The 15,398-nt window shown below is 73.0% G+C and carries 14 protein-coding genes and 1 pseudogene; 8 read left to right on the top strand and 7 right to left on the bottom strand.

The features are described 5' to 3' along the window. Window positions 1-23 precede the first annotated feature (23 nt). The 4 genes and pseudogenes from O7620_RS13375 (at window position 24) to O7620_RS13360 (ending at window position 4,298) form a co-directional block, all read left to right on the top strand. Complete coding sequence (locus O7620_RS13375; protein WP_278123259.1) at window positions 24-1,070, top strand: iron ABC transporter permease; 1,047 nt, start codon at window positions 24-26, stop codon at window positions 1,068-1,070. Window positions 1,071-1,102: 32 nt separating this feature from the next. After that, complete coding sequence (locus O7620_RS13370) at window positions 1,103-2,203, top strand: iron ABC transporter permease (protein ID WP_278123258.1); 1,101 nt, start codon at window positions 1,103-1,105, stop codon at window positions 2,201-2,203. A gap of 20 nt (window positions 2,204-2,223) precedes the next feature. Next, window positions 2,224-2,988: pseudogene (locus O7620_RS13365) on the top strand (ABC transporter ATP-binding protein); the annotation flags it as partial. 362 nt (window positions 2,989-3,350) lie between these two features. Further along, window positions 3,351-4,298, top strand: a complete 948-nt coding sequence (locus O7620_RS13360) for an iron-siderophore ABC transporter substrate-binding protein (RefSeq protein ID WP_278123257.1) — start codon at window positions 3,351-3,353, stop codon at window positions 4,296-4,298. 150 nt (window positions 4,299-4,448) lie between these two features. Here O7620_RS13360 and O7620_RS13355 read toward each other — a convergent pair whose 3' ends face one another. The 4 genes from O7620_RS13355 to trmB form a co-directional block, all read right to left on the bottom strand. Next, complete coding sequence (locus O7620_RS13355) at window positions 4,449-5,351, bottom strand: hypothetical protein (RefSeq protein WP_278123256.1); 903 nt, start codon at window positions 5,349-5,351, stop codon at window positions 4,449-4,451. 283 nt (window positions 5,352-5,634) lie between these two features. Beyond that, window positions 5,635-6,279 (bottom strand): hypothetical protein, encoded by a 645-nt coding sequence (locus O7620_RS13350; RefSeq protein ID WP_278123255.1) that lies wholly within the window; start codon window positions 6,277-6,279, stop codon window positions 5,635-5,637. 157 nt (window positions 6,280-6,436) lie between these two features. After that, complete coding sequence (locus tag O7620_RS13345; RefSeq protein ID WP_278123254.1) at window positions 6,437-8,950, bottom strand: DEAD/DEAH box helicase; 2,514 nt, start codon at window positions 8,948-8,950, stop codon at window positions 6,437-6,439. A 76-nt stretch (window positions 8,951-9,026) separates the two neighbouring features. After that, the gene (trmB, locus tag O7620_RS13340) at window positions 9,027-9,647 is read right to left on the bottom strand and encodes a tRNA (guanosine(46)-N7)-methyltransferase TrmB (protein ID WP_225854781.1); all 621 of its coding nucleotides are present in this window, start codon (window positions 9,645-9,647) and stop codon (window positions 9,027-9,029) included. A gap of 208 nt (window positions 9,648-9,855) precedes the next feature. On the opposite strand from trmB, the gene O7620_RS13335 reads away from it, so the two are divergent. Beyond that, window positions 9,856-10,458, top strand: a complete 603-nt coding sequence (locus tag O7620_RS13335) for a hypothetical protein (protein ID WP_278126998.1) — start codon at window positions 9,856-9,858, stop codon at window positions 10,456-10,458. A 274-nt stretch (window positions 10,459-10,732) separates the two neighbouring features. Next, window positions 10,733-11,410, top strand: a complete 678-nt coding sequence (locus O7620_RS13330) for a class F sortase (protein WP_278126997.1) — start codon at window positions 10,733-10,735, stop codon at window positions 11,408-11,410. 304 nt (window positions 11,411-11,714) lie between these two features. Here the strand turns inward: O7620_RS13330 and O7620_RS13325 are convergent, their stop codons facing one another. From O7620_RS13325 to O7620_RS13315, 3 genes are read right to left on the bottom strand one after another with little or no spacing between them, the layout of a single operon-like run. Continuing rightward, the gene (locus O7620_RS13325) at window positions 11,715-12,032 is read right to left on the bottom strand and encodes an antibiotic biosynthesis monooxygenase (protein WP_151492629.1); all 318 of its coding nucleotides are present in this window, start codon (window positions 12,030-12,032) and stop codon (window positions 11,715-11,717) included. 28 nt (window positions 12,033-12,060) lie between these two features. Continuing rightward, complete coding sequence (locus tag O7620_RS13320) at window positions 12,061-12,858, bottom strand: exodeoxyribonuclease III (RefSeq protein ID WP_151492630.1); 798 nt, start codon at window positions 12,856-12,858, stop codon at window positions 12,061-12,063. Window positions 12,859-12,895: 37 nt separating this feature from the next. Then, a complete protein-coding gene (locus tag O7620_RS13315) occupies window positions 12,896-13,816 on the bottom strand; it encodes a PAC2 family protein (RefSeq protein WP_151492631.1) in 921 nt (306 codons plus the stop codon). A gap of 422 nt (window positions 13,817-14,238) precedes the next feature. Here O7620_RS13315 and O7620_RS13310 point away from each other — a divergent pair, with 422 nt between their 5' ends. Then, a complete protein-coding gene (locus O7620_RS13310; protein WP_278123252.1) occupies window positions 14,239-15,102 on the top strand; it encodes a peptidase M23 in 864 nt (287 codons plus the stop codon). A 106-nt stretch (window positions 15,103-15,208) separates the two neighbouring features. Next, window positions 15,209-15,355, top strand: coding sequence for a hypothetical protein (locus tag O7620_RS13305; protein ID WP_192580470.1), 147 nt, complete (start codon window positions 15,209-15,211; stop codon window positions 15,353-15,355). Window positions 15,356-15,398: the final 43 nt, after the last annotated feature.

Raw genomic sequence — 15,398 nt, 5'->3', positions numbered from 1 at the left:
AAGCTCGAACGTGCAGGAGTCTCGTGACCACCCTCGTCGCCCGGCCGACGCCGGCCCGCAGCCGGTCCGGTGCCCGTACCGGTCGCCGGGCCGCCGTCACCGTCGGGGCCGCGCTGGTGCTGGTGCTCGCCGTGCTGGCCAGCTTCGCGCTGGGCAGCCGGCAACTCGGAGTCGGGGCGGTCTGGCACGCCCTCGTCGCGCCGGACGGCGGCGACGCGAGCACGATCGTCCGCGAGCTGCGCATGCCGCGTACCGCGCTCGGCCTCGCCGTCGGGCTCGCGCTCGCCGTGGCCGGTGTGCTGTTCCAGGCACTCACCCGCAACCCCCTCGCCGAGCCCCGCATCCTCGGCATCAGCGCCGGCGCGTCGTTCGGCGTGGTGCTCGCCATCTCGGTGTTCGGCATCGGCACGCTCACCGGGTACGTCTGGTTCGGCATCGCCGGGGCACTGATCGCCGGGCTGCTGGTCTTCGCCATCGCCACCCGGGCCCGCGAGGGCGCCAGCCCGGTCACCCTCGCGCTGGTCGGCGCGGCCCTCGACGCCAGCCTCGCCTCCGGGGTGTACGCGCTGCTCAGCATCGACGCCCGCACCTTCGAGGAGTACCGGTTCTGGGTGGTCGGCGGGCTCGCCGGGCGGGACCTGTCGGTCACCGCGCAGGTGCTCCCGTTCGTGCTCGCCGGGCTGCTGCTCGCCGCCCTGGTGGCCCGGGGCCTGGACGCGCTGGCCCTCGGCGACGACGTGGCCCGCGGCCTCGGCCACCGCATCGGCCTGGTCCGCCTCGGCGGTGGCCTCGCCGCGGTGCTGCTGACCGGCGCCGCGGTGGCGGCAGCCGGACCGGTCGCCTTCGTCGGGCTGGCGGTGCCGCACCTGGCGCGTGCCCTCGTCGGCGCGGACCACCGCTGGACGCTCGCCGTCTCCGCCCTGCTCGGCCCGGCGCTGCTGCTCGGCGCCGACGTCGTGGGCCGGCTCGTCGCCCCGCCCGGCGAGATACCGGCCGGGATCGTCACCGCCCTGATCGGCGCGCCGCTGCTCGCCGTGCTGGTCCGCCGCGCCCGGGTGGTGACCGCGTGACCACCACCCGGCGCCCATCGGGCTCGGCTGGCGTGCCCAGCTCGGCTGGCCGCGCCGGCTCGTCGGCCGTCGGCCTGCCCGGTGCGGGCCGTGCGGGCCGTGCCGGGGTGCCTGGGCGGTCGCTGCTGCGGATCGGCCCGGTCAGCCTGCTGATCCGCCGCCGCGCGGTGCTGGTCGCCGTCGCCCTGACTGTGCTGCTCCTCCTGGCCGTCGTGCTCAGCCTCTCCCTGGGCACCCCGTACGTCGCCCCGGCCGACGTGCTGCGCGCACTCTCCGGCGCCGGCACCCCGTACGACCTCGTGGTCTTTGATCTTCGGCTGCCCCGGGTCATGCTGGCGGCGGTGGCCGGCGCGGCCTTCGGCGTGGCCGGCACCCTGATCCAGAGCGTGGCCCGCAACCCCCTCGCCAGCCCGGACGTCATCGGCATCACCCAGGGTGCCGGCCTCGCCGCGACCGCGGCGTTGACCAGCGGAATGGCCGCCGTCCTGGTGGCACCCACCGCGCTGGTGGGCGGGCTGCTCGCGGCGGTGCTGCTGTTCGCCCTCGGTGCCCGGCACGGGCTGGCCGCGCAGCGGTTCGTGCTCGCCGGGGTGGCGGTCGCGTTCGGCTTCCGGGCGCTCACCGAGGTGGTCATGCTCACCGCCGACCCGATCGACGGGCTGCGCGCGCAGATCTGGCTGATCGGCACCCTCGCCGGCAAGGGCTGGACCGAAGCCGCCTGGATCGCCGGCACCCTGCTGGTGCTGCTGCCCGTGCTGGCCTGGGCCGGCTGGGCGTTGAACAGCACCGCCCTGGACGACGACACCGCCCGGGGGGTCGGACTGCGCCCGGTGGCCCGCCGGATCGGCCTCGCCGGCGCCGGCGTCCTCGTCGCCGCGATGGTCACCGCCCAGGTCGGCGCCGTCGACTTCGTGGCGCTGGTCGCACCCCAGGTGGCCCGGCGGCTGGTCCGGGCCGAACGGCCACCACTCGTCTGCGCGGCGCTGCTCGGCGCACTGCTGCTGGTGCTGGCCGACCTCGCCGGCCGCCGACTGTTCGCGCCCACCCAACTGCCGGCGGGCGTGCTGACCGCCGCGATCGGCGGCCCGTACCTGATCTTCCTGCTGCTACGCGGACGGCGGCGGTCCTCGTGACGCCTGGAAGGAGTCGTGTGATGCTCTCCACCCGCGACCTGGTCGCCGGCTACGACGAGCGGACCGTGCTCGACGGCCTCGACCTGGACCTGCCGACCGACGCGTTCACCGTGATCGTCGGCCCGAACGCGTGCGGCAAGTCCACCCTGCTGCGCACCATGGCCCGGCTGCTCACCCCCCGCCGGGGCACCGTGCTGCTGGACGGCACCGCGATCCGCGACCTGCCGACCCGGGAGGTGGCCCGCCGGCTCGGCGTCCTGCCGCAGAGCCCTCTCGTCCCCGAGGGCGTCACCGTGGCCGACCTGGTCGGCCGTGGCCGGCAGCCCTACCAGCGGTGGTGGCAGCAGTGGTCGACGGAGGACGGCGCGGCGGTCGACGAGGCGATGACCCTCGCCGACGTCGCCGACCTGGCCGACCGGCCGGTGGACAGCCTCTCCGGCGGTCAGCGGCAGCGGGTGTGGATCGCCATGACGCTCGCCCAGGACACCGACGCCCTGCTGCTGGACGAGCCGACCACCTTCCTCGACCTCGCCCACCAGGTGGAGGTGCTCGACCTGCTGCACCGGCTCCGCGTCGAACGCGGCCGCACCGTCGTCGCCGTGCTGCACGACCTGAACCAGGCCGCCCGCTACGCCGACCACCTGGTCGCGATGCGCGCGGGCGCGGTGGTCGCCGCCGGACCGCCCCGGGAGATCCTCACCGCCGACCTGGTCCGCGACGTCTTCGGGCTCGCCTGCGTCGTCGTGCCCTGCCCGGTGACCGGCGCGCCCCTGGTGGTGCCCGCCCACACCGGAGGCCATTCCACCGGCACCGCCGGTGCGCCCGGAGCCGCCGCGTCTGCCGGCGCGCCCGGAGCCGCCGCGTCCGGGGCTGCCGCGTCCGGGGCTGCCGCGTCTGCCGGCGCGTCCGGGGCTGCCGCGTCTACCGCCGCGTCGGGGGCTGCCGCGTCCGGGGCTGCCGCGTCTGTGGACGCTGCGGCGTCCGCCGGCGGTTCTGGCGCCGCTGCCGCGCCTGCTGGAGTGTCCGGCACCGCGTCCGCTGGCGCGGGTGGCACCGATCTGTCGGATGCGTCCGTACCGGCCGCCCGACCCACCACCGGCGACGCGGCCACCCCGCTCACCGGCTCGTACCCCTCGAAAGGACTCTGATGCGTCGTCTCGTCGCCGCCCTCGCCGCGGCCGTCGCCCTCGGCGTCGGCCTCACCGCCTGCGGTGAGAGCGACCCGGTCGCCGGCTCCGCCGCCGGGGACACCCGGGAGATCACCCACGCCATGGGCACCACCAAGGTCCCGGCGCAGCCCAAGCGCGTCGTCGTGCTCGACACCGACAAGATCGACACGGCGCTCTCGCTGGGCATCACACCCGTCGGCGCCGCCACCGCCGGTGAGGCCAAGAGCTGGCCCACCTACTTCGGCGCGGACAAGCTCGCCGGCATCAAGGAGGTCGGGGTGCTCACCGAGCCCGACCTGGAGGCGATCAACGCGCTGAAGCCGGACCTCATTCTCGGCAGCAAGTTCCGCCAGGAAAAGTTCTACGACGAACTGGCCGCCATCGCCCCGACCGTGTTCACCGACAAGGTGGGCGTCACCTGGAAGGAGAACTTCCTCCTCGACGGCAAGGCGCTCGGCCACGAGCAGCAGGCCAAGGACCTGCTCGCCGCGTACGAGAAGCGGGCCAAGGACTTCGGCACCACCCTCGGCGACGCCGCCGCCGGCAAGGTGTCCATCGTGCGCTTCATCCCCGGCAACATCCGGGTGTACGGCCCGGACTCCTTCTCCGGCATCGTCGTCGGCGACACCGGCCTCGGCCGCCCCGAGCGGCAGCTGCTGGCCAACAAGGAGGACAAGCGCTTCGACCTGGTCAGCCCCGAGCGGATCAACGAGGTCGACGGTGACGTCATCTTCGTCACCGCGTACGGCGACAAGGCCGCCGCCGAGCAGACCAAGGTCGCCGGTGGGACGCTCTGGAAGGGCCTCGGCGCGGTCAAGGCGGGCAAGGCGTACCCGGTCTCCGACGAGATCTGGATGACCGGCATCGGCGTCGGTGCCGCCAACAAGATCCTCGACGACCTGGCAAAGTACCTCCCCGCCGCCTAACCGCCCCGCGCCAGGCGCGCGGCGAACCCCGCGCCCGACTCCATGATCGCGCTCGATCCAGGATGTAGTGGTCTCTTCGTCGGAGGGAGGCCACTACTTCCATGTTCGAGCGCGATCATGGGGAGCAACGCGGATCACCAGGAACGCGGATCACCAGGAGGAGCGGGAGCGCGCCCGCAGGGCGGCCCGGACCTCTGCGAGGAAGCCGTCGAAGTCGTCCCGGAGGCGCTTGCCGGTCACGTGCAGCACGATCCAGTCGCCGCCGAGCAACCGGTTGAGCCGTCGGCGGTCCCGATGGAACTGCTCGGGGTCGTCGTGCCAGAGCCCGTCGTACTCCACCGCGACCTTGAACTGCGGCCAGGCCAGGTCCAGCCGAGCCACGAACCGACCCCGCTCGGCCACGATCCACTGCGTCTCCGGCCGGGGTAGGCCGGCGAGCACCAATCGCACGCGGGTGCGGGACTCCTGAGGGGACTCGGCACCGGCGTCGGCCAGGTCGACTGCGCGCAGCAGCGACCGCCAGCCGCGTCGACCGGCGCGGTTCAGTGCGTACTCGCGCAGGGCTGACACGGTCGTCAGGCGGCGGGCGAGGATGGCGTCGATGACCACCACCGCCTCGATCACGTCGAGCCAACGGGCCAAGTCCCAGCAGGTACGGGCCGGGCTGGTCACCCTGACGCCGGCCCGCTCCAGGATGTCGTCGGGGTCGATCTCCCCATGGTGGACGCGGAGCCCGGTGGCCGGCCCGATACGGGCATCCCGCGGAATCAGGACGTCGACCGGATCGCTCGCGGTCGGGGTCCCGCACCCGTACAGGCCCGCGGCGGCGCGCCCGGCGATGGCCGCCTCGGGTGGAATCAGCCATCGCCCGACGGCGGTGCACCGGACGACGTGGGTGATGCTGACCTTGGCGTCGGCGTAGACGTCACGGAAGAGGGGCCGCCAGGCTGAGCTGCGCAGGTCGTTGCGGGTCAGCAGGCCCCGCGAGACGGCGACCGAGCCACGGAATACCCGACCGCGCAACTGCGGCGGCCGACGAGGAGCTTTCGACATGGAGCCCAGGCTGACCGATTCGCCCACGTCACGCCGTCCCTGTGGATAACCGCCGCCACCACGCGGGCGACGCTGCGGGCCGTTATCCCCATGATCACGCCCGAACATGGATGTAGTGGCCTCCCGGGCTGCCGAGGCCACTACATCCTGGATCGAGCGTGATCTTGCCGAGCGCGCCCCGACGGACGCGGCCTGCCGGACGCGGCCTGCCGGAGCGCCGGGCCGCGGCGAGGTGGGGCGGGACGGGGGTGGGGGCGGAACCCCCTCTGCTGGAGTGTGCGGGCTAGGCGGCGGTGGACCAGATGGCGCGGAAGGCGGCGGCTTCGCCGGCGAGCCAGCGTTCGATCTGCTCGGGTTTGGCGTCGGAGGGCATGTGGTGCGCCTGGCCACGGCGGACGTCGACCAGGACCGGCTCGGCATGCGGGAGCACCGCATCCATGTGGCGGGCCATCAGGTGCAGGGTGGCGAGCACCGACTCCTCGCTCGGTGGGGTCTCGTCGAAGTGCAGCCGGACCGCCTCGGCGCGGCCGTCGGCGTGGCGTACCCCGAAGTGGGGGTTGATCTTGACGGGCAGGTCGCCCAGCATGGCCAGGGCGTCGCGGGTCTGGGCCAGGTCGAGGGCGGCCGGGTCGCCGAGGGAGTGCAGCCAGGCCGTGGCGCCGGGGACGAGGGCCTGGTAGAGCGGACGCCAGCGTGGCTTGACCACGTCGACGACGCCGGTCAGGTGGGTGCCGCCGGTGTGGAAGGCGATGTCGGCCTTGAGCGCCTTGACGAACTGGCCGTGCGGGTTGAAGCCGGAACGGCTGGCGCGTTGCTTGCGCAGCCCACCCACGAACGTCGCCTTGGTGGGGCCGGTGCGGTCGACGTAGCGGGTGAAGCCGAGCAGCGTGGCGTAGGGGGTGAGAGGGGTGGAGGCGGGAGCGGTCACGGGCATCCTCCCTAGTCGTAATCCTGCAGGTCAGGAACTCGATTAGTACATACATTCTAATCGACACCTCTGACATCGCCCAGCGAAAACGGGGGTGCGGAAGACGCGACAAAGGGGGCCGCCCGCACTGCGGACGACCCCCTGTCGGGTAGGACTGTCAGAGCTGGCCGACGTCCGTGATCCGGACGACCGCCGCGCCGATCTCGTCCGAGGCGACCAGGTCGACCTCGGCGCTGATGCCCCAGTCGTGGTCGCCGTCCGGGTCGTCGAAGATCTGCCGGACCGTCCACCGCTCCCGGCCCTGCTCGATCATGAGCAGCGCCGGCCCGCGCGCGTCCGGGCCGACACCGATCGAGTCGTACGCCTCGAAGTAGGGCGCCAGGGCGTCGGCCCACGCGTCGTAGTCCCAGCCGTCGCCGGCGTCCAACTCGGCGAGCAGGTCCCAGCGGCGCAGCGCGGCCAGCTCGACGCGGCGGAACAGCGCGTTGCGCACCAGCACCCGGAACGCCCGCGCGTTGCGGGTGACCGCCGGCGGCCGGTCGGTCAGGGCGGCGTGCGCCTGGGCCACCTCGGCCACGTCGGACGGGTTGCGCAGCCGCTCCCACTCGTCGATCAGGCTGGAGTCGACCTGGCGGACCAGCTCGCCGAGCCATTCGATGAGGTCGATCAGCTCCTCGGTCTTGGCGTCCTCGGGCACGGTCTGGCGCAGCGTCTTGTACGCGTCGGCCAGGTAGCGCAGGACGAGGCCCTCCGAGCGGGTGAGCCCGTAGAACTGCACGTACTCGGTGAAGGTCATGGCCCGCTCGTACATGTCGCGGACGACGGCCTTGGGGGAGAGCTGGTGGTCGGCGACCCAGGGGTGCCCCTGCCGGTACATCTCGTACGCGGCCTCCAGCAGCTCGGCCAGGGGCTTCGGGTGGGTCACCTCGTCGAGCAGTTCGAGGCGGGCCTCGTACTCGATGCCCTCGGCCTTCATCGCGGCGACCGCCTCGCCGCGGGCCTTGAACTGCTGCGCGGACAGGATCTGCCGGGGGTCGTCGAGGATCGACTCGATGACGCTCAGCACGTCGAGGGCGTACGACGGGGACTCGGCGTCGAGCAGCTCGATGGTGGCCAGGGCGAGGGGCGAGAGTGGCTGGTTGAGGGCGAAGTCGAGCTGGAGGTCGACGGTGAGTCGGATCCGTCGGCCGGTCTCGTCCGGCTCGGGCAGCTCCTCGACGACCCCGCCGGCGCGCAGCGCGCGGTAGATGGCGATGGCCCGGCGGATGTGCCGGCGTTGCGCGGCGGGCTCCTCGTGGTTGTCGGTGAGCAGGTGGCGCATCGCGGTGAACGCGTCGCCGGGCCGGCCGATGACGTTGAGCAGCATCGAGTGGCTGACCTGGAAGCTGGAGGTCAGCGGCTCCGGCTCGGCGTCGACGAGCCGGTCGAAGGTGGGTTGGCCCCAGCCGATCGACCCCTCCGGCGGCTTCTTGCGCACCACCTTGCGCCGCTTCTTCGGGTCGTCGCCGGCCTTGGCGAGGGCCTTCTCGTTGTCGATGACGTGCTCGGGGGCCTGCACCACGACCCGACCGATGGTGTCGTAGCCGGCCCGGCCGGCGCGCCCGGCGATCTGGTGGAACTCCCGGTTCTTGAGCAGGCGGGTACGGACCCCGTCGTACTTGGACAGGCCGGTGAACAGCACGGTGCGGATCGGCACGTTGATACCGACGCCCAGGGTGTCGGTGCCGCAGATGACCTTGAGTAGGCCGGCCTGAGCCAGGGTCTCGACCAGTCGGCGGTACTTGGGCAGCATGCCGGCGTGGTGCACACCGATGCCGTGCCGGACCAGCCGGGACAGCGTCTTGCCGAAGCCGGACGTGAACCGGAACCCACCGATCGCCTCGGCGATCATGTCCTTCTCGGCGCGGGAGCACACGTTGACGCTCATCAGCGCCTGGGCGCGTTCCAGTGCGGCGGCCTGGGTGAAGTGCACGACGTACACCGGGGCCTGCTTGGTCTCCAGCAGCTCCTCGAGCGTCTCGTGCAGCGGCGTCATCGCGTACGAGAAGATCAGCGGGACGGGCCGCTCGGCCGAGCGCACGACGGCGGTCGGCCGACCGGTGCGCCGGGTGAGGTCGTCGACGAACCGGGTGGTGTCCCCCAGGGTGGCGGACATCAGGATGAACTGCGCCTGCGGCAGCTCGATGATCGGCACCTGCCAGGCCCAGCCCCGGTCGGGCTCGGCGTAGAAGTGGAACTCATCCATGATCACCTGGCCGACGTCGGCCCGGCCGCCCTCGCGCAGGGCCAGGTTGGCCAGGATCTCCGCGGTGCAGCAGATGATCGGGGCGTCGGCGTTGACGCTGGCGTCACCGGTCAGCATGCCGACGTTCTCGGCGCCGAAGACCTCGCACAGGGCGAAGAACTTCTCCGACACCAGTGCCTTGATCGGCGCGGTGTAGAAGGTGGTCCGGCTGTCGGCGAGGGCCGCGAAGTGCGCGGCGATCGCCACCAGGCTCTTGCCCGAGCCGGTGGGCGTATTCATGATCAGGTTGGCGCCGGAGACGATCTCGATGACCGCCTCCTCCTGATGGGGATAGAGGTCGAGGCCGCGCTCCTTCGCCCAGCCGGCGAACGCGTCGAAGAGGGTGTCGGGGTCGGCGCTTGTCGGCAGCGCGGCGGTGAGCGTCATAGCCTGTCCATGGTGCCTGGATCATGCCCCGGTACGCCAACCCGGCGTCCGCCGGACCCCCGTCCGGGCCGGCTCGTCACCGGCGGCGGTAGATCAGGTCGGCCACCGGTCGGCCGGCGGTGATCGCCCGCCGTTCGAACTTCGTCACCGGACGGTGCGCCGGACGGGGCGCGAAGCCGCCGTACGCGTCCACCAGCTCCGGGTCCGCGTCCAGCGTCTCCCGCATCGCCTCGGCGTACTCCGCCCAGTCGGTCGCGCAGTGCAGCGTGCCGCCGGGGGCCAGCCGGGAGCGCAACAACGCCACGTGCGACGGCTGGATGATCCGCCGCTTGTGGTGGCGGGCCTTCGGCCACGGGTCGGGAAAATAGACGTGTACGGCGTCCAGCACGCCCTCGGGCAGGCCGCTGACCAGCTCCAACGCGTCACCCTGAGCCACTCGGACGTTGCCCAGCCCGCCCCGGTCCACCAGGTCGAGGAGGTTCGCGATTCCCGGCGTGTGCACCTCCACCGCCAGATAATCTCGATCCGGGTCAGCGGCGGCCATCACGGCGGTGCTGTCGCCCATCCCCGAGCCGATCTCCAGCACCACGGGCGCTCGGCGACCGAACAGGTCGGCCAGGTCGACGGGCTCGTCCGACACGTCCAGGCCGTAGCGGGGCCACAGCCGGTCCAGCGCGTCGGTCTGCCGGCCGCTCATCCGGCCCCTTCGGGGGTGGAACGTGCGGATCGTCCGGCTCGCGGGCGGGACGGCGGGGTCATGGTCGGTGGCGGTCACAGCGACCCGAGCGTACGCGACGCCGTCGGCGGATCGGATGTGATGTGCGACCGGAAATGAGAGGATCCAACTGGTACGGCAGGGCGGGCGGTCCGCTGCCCGGCACGCCCACACGGCGTCGAGAGGGGGCATCGTGACAGTGACCCGCGGCGGCGTGACCCTGTCGGTGCTGACCGTCCTCGCCGGCCCCCTGCTGGCCGCCACACCCGCGTCCGCTGTGCTGCCCGCGCCCGCGCTCGCCGTGCCGGTGGCGGCCGCGCCGCAGCCCGGCTCGCCGAGTGGCGCGCCGCAGCCCAACCCTCCGGTGGACATCTTCGTCGAGGTGAGCCCCAGCACCGTGCAGCCCGGCTACCTGGTCGGGATCCGGGCCAGCTGCCGCGACAACTCGGTCGGCGCCACCGTCGTGTCCGACGCCTTCGGCGCGGTCGGCGTCCAGCCTCAGCACGGCCTGCTCACCGCCGCGCCGATGGTGCGGGATCGCACCCGTCCCGGCAACTACCGGGTCAAGCTGGAGTGCCGCGACGGCGAGACCGCCTCGACGATGCTCCAGGTGGTCAAGAAGGTCCCGGTGCAGCCGAGTCGCGGCCCGGCCACCGGCTTCGGCGGTGGCGCCGGCGGCACGACCGGCAAGCTGCTGCTGCCCGGTGGCGCGGCGTTGACGATCACCGGGCTGATCCTCGCCGTGGTGGCGCTGCGCCGGCCACGAACCCGCCGAGCCGCCGCCCGCCGCTGAGCCCGCCATGGAGATCTTTCACCCCACCCCGCCGCCGGCCGGTTCCCGCCCGCCGGCTGCGGGTCGTCCCGCGCCGCCCGATGGGGTACGCCCGTCGGCTGCGGATCGTCCCGCGCCGCCCGATGGGGTACGCCCGCCGGCTGCGGGTCGTCCCGGGTCGCCGCCCGATGGGGTACGCCTGCCCGTGGACGACGGCTGGCCGGATTCCGACGGCCCGCCGGATCCGGGTCGCCGGTCGGTGGCCGACCGTCCGGCGGGGGTCGCTCGCCCGTCGGTGGCCGCGCGACCGCCGACCGCCGTCGCCCCCCGGCGCAGCCGTCCGTCCGGGCGTCCCTCCGGCCGTAGCCCCTGGTCGGTGCCGTTGGCCGTGGTGCTGGTGCTGGCGGGGGTCTTCGCCACCGGGGCGGGGCTGGGCCGCTCGGCCGGCCCGTTCGACCTGACCCCGGCCGGCGGTGACCGGCCGGCCCGCAGTGAGACGGTCGGGTTGTCGGCCAGTCGACCGGTACGCCTCACGGTCCCGACGATCAAGGTGGCCGCACCGGTGGCACCCGTCGGGCAGGCGCGGGACGGCTCGATCGCCGTACCGCCGTTGGAGCGGCACAACGAGACCGGCTGGTACGACCGGGGGCCCACGCCCGGCGAGCCGGGTCCGGCGGTGATCGTCGGGCACGTGGACACCAAGACCGGTCCGTCGGTCTTCTACGACCTGGGCAAGCTGAAGCCCGGCGACCTGATCGAGGTGGCCCGGGCGGACAAGTCGGTGGTGGTGTTCCGGGTCGACACCGTCGAGCACTTCCCGAAGGACCAGCTGCCCGCCGAACGCATCTACGGCCACGACGGGCCGGCCGGGCTGCGGTTGATCACCTGCGGCGGCCAGTTCATCGGGGGCCGCACCGGCTACGCCGACAACGTGATCGCCTTCGCCAGCCTCCAGTCGTCCCGTACGCCCTGAGCCGGCTCGGCCACCGTCCTGCTTTGATCGACTCGGGATCACTGAACTCGGGGTGTGCCCGGATCCACGGACGACGCGGCGGCGACGGGCCGCTTCGACGCTATCAACGCACACGTCCGGCCCGGTGCGGTTCGGCCGTGGTGCGGCGTCCTCGGGCGTCCGCGGTCCTGGTCGTGCTCGAACATGGATGTAGTGGCTTCGCGCTGCGCGGAGGGGACCAGATCCAGGTTCGAGCACGAGGTCCGCGCACTCTCGGGTCGAGGCAGGGCCTCGTCCCTGTCTCAGCGTCCGGCGGGGGAGGTGGCTAGGGCTGGGGGACGGTCAGAGCCACCTCGAACTCCAGCAGGCTGGCGCCGCTGGAGACCGGCGGGCGGGGCGTGTCGCCGGGTGCGGCGGCGTGCGCGGCGCGCGACGGGCCGGCGGCCCACGCCTGGTACGCCTCCTCGCTCTCCCACTTCGTGTAGACGAAGTAGCGGGTCTCGCCGGCCACCGGCCGGAGCAGCTCGAAGCCGAGGAAGCCGGGGGAGTTCTCCACCGTGCCGGCCCGCGCGGCGAACCGCTTCTCCAGCTCGGCGCCGGCGCCCGGCGGAACGTCGATTGCGTTGATCTTCACGACTGCCATCTGCCCACCCTAGCCAGCGCGGGCCGGGTCAGAACGCCTCGACCGCCGGGACGAGGTCCGCGTCCACCACGATCGGGGCGTGGTCGGACGGGCCCTTGCCCTTGCGGGCCTCCCGGTCCACGTACGCGGAGCGCACCGCCCGGGCGAACGGCGCGGAGGCGTACACGAGGTCGATCCGCATGCCCTTGTTCTGGTGGAACATGCCGGCCCGGTAGTCCCAGTAGGTGAACGGGTGCGGCCCCTTCATCGGGGTCGGCACCACGTCGTCGAGGCCGAGGTCGCGCAGTGCCGCGAGGGCCGCCCGCTCGGCCGGGGTGACGTGGGTGGAGTGGGTGAAGACGGCCGGATCCCAGACGTCGGCGTCGGTCGGGGCGACGTTGAAGTCGCCGCTGACGACCAGCGGCAGCCCACCGGCCAGTTCCGCGTCCAACGCGTCGCGCAGGGCCGCGAACCAGGCCAGCTTGTACGCGTAGTGCGGGTCGTCGGGTGTCCGCCCGTTGGGCACGTACACCGACCAGACCCGCACCCCGTCGCAGGTGGCGGAGATGGCCCGGGCCTCCGGCTCGGGGAAGCCTGGCTCGCCGGCGAACCCGACCCGGACGTCGTCGAGACCGACCCGGGACAGGATGGCGACGCCGTTCCACCGGCCGTCGCTGTGGCTGGCCACCGTGTAGCCCAGCTCGCCCACCTCGGCGACCGGGAAGGCGCCGTCCGGGCACTTGGTCTCCTGGAGGCAGACGACGTCCGGGCCGGTGCCGGCCAGCCACTCCAGCAGCCGGGGCAGCCGGGCCTTCACCGAGTTCACGTTCCAGGTCGCCAGGCGCATGCCTCCACCCTGCCGTATCCGCCGCCCCGTCGCCGGGTCAGCTGCCCGGGGTGTCGCCGGGACGGGTCTGTTCGGCCAGGAACCGTTCCAGCTCCGCGCCGAGTTCGTCGGCGGTGGGCAGGGGGCCGGCGTCGGGGGCGAGCAGGTTCTTCTCGCCGCGACCCCGAGCGAACGCGTCGTACTGCTCCTCCAGGGCCTGGACCAGCGCGGCGGCGTCCTCGGTCTGGGCGACCTGCCGGTCGATCTCCACCCGGACGACCTCGGCGGCGGAGCGCAGCCCGTCGCCGGGCAGCAGCAGTCCGGTGCTGCGCGACACGGAGGTGAGCAGCACCTCGGCGGCGGCCGGGTATTCGGTCTGCGCCACGTAGTGCGGCACGTGGGCGGCGAAGCCGAGCGCGTCGCGGCCCTGCTCGCCGAGGCGGAACTCCAGCAGGTGACCGACGCTGCCGGGCACCTGGACGCGTTGCAGCCAGGGCTCGTACCCGGCGATCAGCTCGGGCCGGGTCGCGTGGGCGGTCACGCCGGTGGGCCGGGTGTGCGGCACCGCCATCGGGATCGAGTTGAGCCCGACGGTGAGCCGGACGTCCAGCCGGGCGGCGAGGCCGGCGACGGCGGCGGTGAACCGTTCCCACTGCAAATCCGGCTCGGGGCCGGTGAGCAGCAGGAAGGGGGTCTCGTCGTCGTCGTGCAGCAGGTGCAGCTCCAGCTTGGGGGCGTCGAAGCTCTCCCAGTGGTCCTCGACGAAGGTCATCACCGGTCGGCGGGAGCGGTAGTCGAAGAGCTGGTCCACGTCGAAGGTGGCGATCGGCCGGCCCTCCAACGAGGTGAGCAGCTGCTCGCGGGCCAGCCGGCTCGCGTTGCCGGCGTCCACGAACCCGGTGAGGGCCTGGATCAGGACCGGTTGCCCGAGGTCGGGCAGATCGTCGGTGAGCTGGTAGAGCTCGTGTGGGTCGAGCACCGGTGCGGACCTCCCTGGAATGTGCCTACTCGGACGCCGACGCGACGGACGGCACCCGGTTCGGGCAACGTACCCGCCATCCTGGTGCATTCCTGCGTCGGGCGATCCGTCGCCCGCCGGCTGGGCACGACCGGACTAATCACCCGATTCCGCTGCCAGGTGGGTCCGTGCCCCCGAACGGTGGAGGGGTGGTTCGGCCCAAAGGCCGAGTTTGTCGATCATGTGGGTGCGCGGGGTCCGATGTCCCGGCCTGTCGCCGGCCGTGCCGGCCTGCGTGCGCCGCCTGCTTCATCCGGTACGCGAGGTACGTTCCCCGGGCGGGTCGAGCCGTCCGGGTCGTCCACCAGGACGCCCCCGATCTGTGGCCAGCGCCACGTGATCACCGTGCGTGATCGGCGTATCCACCTGCCTAGCCTCGGTTGATGCGTGACGACGGCACTCTCGACGACCCGTACGCCCCGAGCAGCTCCACTACCGATACGGAGGATGGCACCTCAACCGAACGGACAACCGCCGCGAGTCGGCTCCGGGCGTACGCCCGGGACCTGACCGGTCGACGCCGGGCGCGGATGGCCCTCGCCGCAGGCGTGGTGTGCTGCCTCGGCCTGGCCGCGGTCGCGCAGGTCCGCGACGACTCCGCCGGTGCGGCGGCTCGGGTCGATCCCGCCAGCAGCACCGAGCTGGCGCAGCGTGCCGAGCAGCAGCGCGCGTCCCGTGATCTCGATCGTGCCGCCGTCCCGTCCGCCACCCCGTCCGCCACCCCGTCCGCCGTCGCGACCACCGCGGACCCGGACGTCAGCCCGCGGGCCCGCAAGGTCGCCCCGGCTCGGCCGACCGACCCGGCCCCTGTCGCCGGGCTGGACGAGGACCAGATGGAAAACGCCGAGGCGATCGTCCGTACCGGCCGGGGGATGGGCGTCCCCCGCCGTGGCCTGGTGATCGCGGTCGCCACCGCGATGCAGGAGAGCAACCTGTACAACGTGGCCAGCGGCGTGCTGCCCGAGTCGCAGGACTTCCCGCACCAGGGCGTCGGCTGGGACCACGACTCGGTCGGGCTGTTCCAGCAGCGTTCCAGCAGCGGCTGGGGCCCGGTGGGTCGCCTGATGGACCCGGAGTTCGCCACCCGGCAGTTCCTCACCGCGCTCGAGCAGGTGCCCGGCTGGCAGCAGATGCGCCTCACCGACGCGGCCCAGGCGGTGCAGGTCTCCGCGTACCCCGAGCACTACCAGCAGCACGAGTGGCGGGCCACCCGGGTCGTCGACGCCATCCTGCCCAGCGAGCGGTAACCTACCGGCCACTATGGACGGTCAGGGTTGAGCCTGTCGCGTCCCGGGTACATGTGTTGCGGGTTCGGGGTACACATGACCAGGGGAACACCGACAGGAGGACGTTATGTCACTGATGCAGCGGATCAGCGCTTTTCTCAGATCACCCAAGGGGCAGCAGTTGGTCGACCGCGGTCGACGCGAGATGGCCAAGCCCGCCAACCAGCAGAAGCTGAAGGGGTTGGCGTCGCGGCTGTCCAACCGCCGCCGCTGAGCACTCCATCGGCCGTCCTGCCCGCCGTACCCACCCCTGGGGA

Source organism: Micromonospora sp. WMMD710 (genome assembly GCF_029626045.1).
Lineage (GTDB): Bacteria > Actinomycetota > Actinomycetes > Mycobacteriales > Micromonosporaceae > Micromonospora.
The sequence above is the reverse complement of the archived record's forward strand: the minus strand, read 5'-3'. Positions and strand labels throughout refer to the sequence as shown.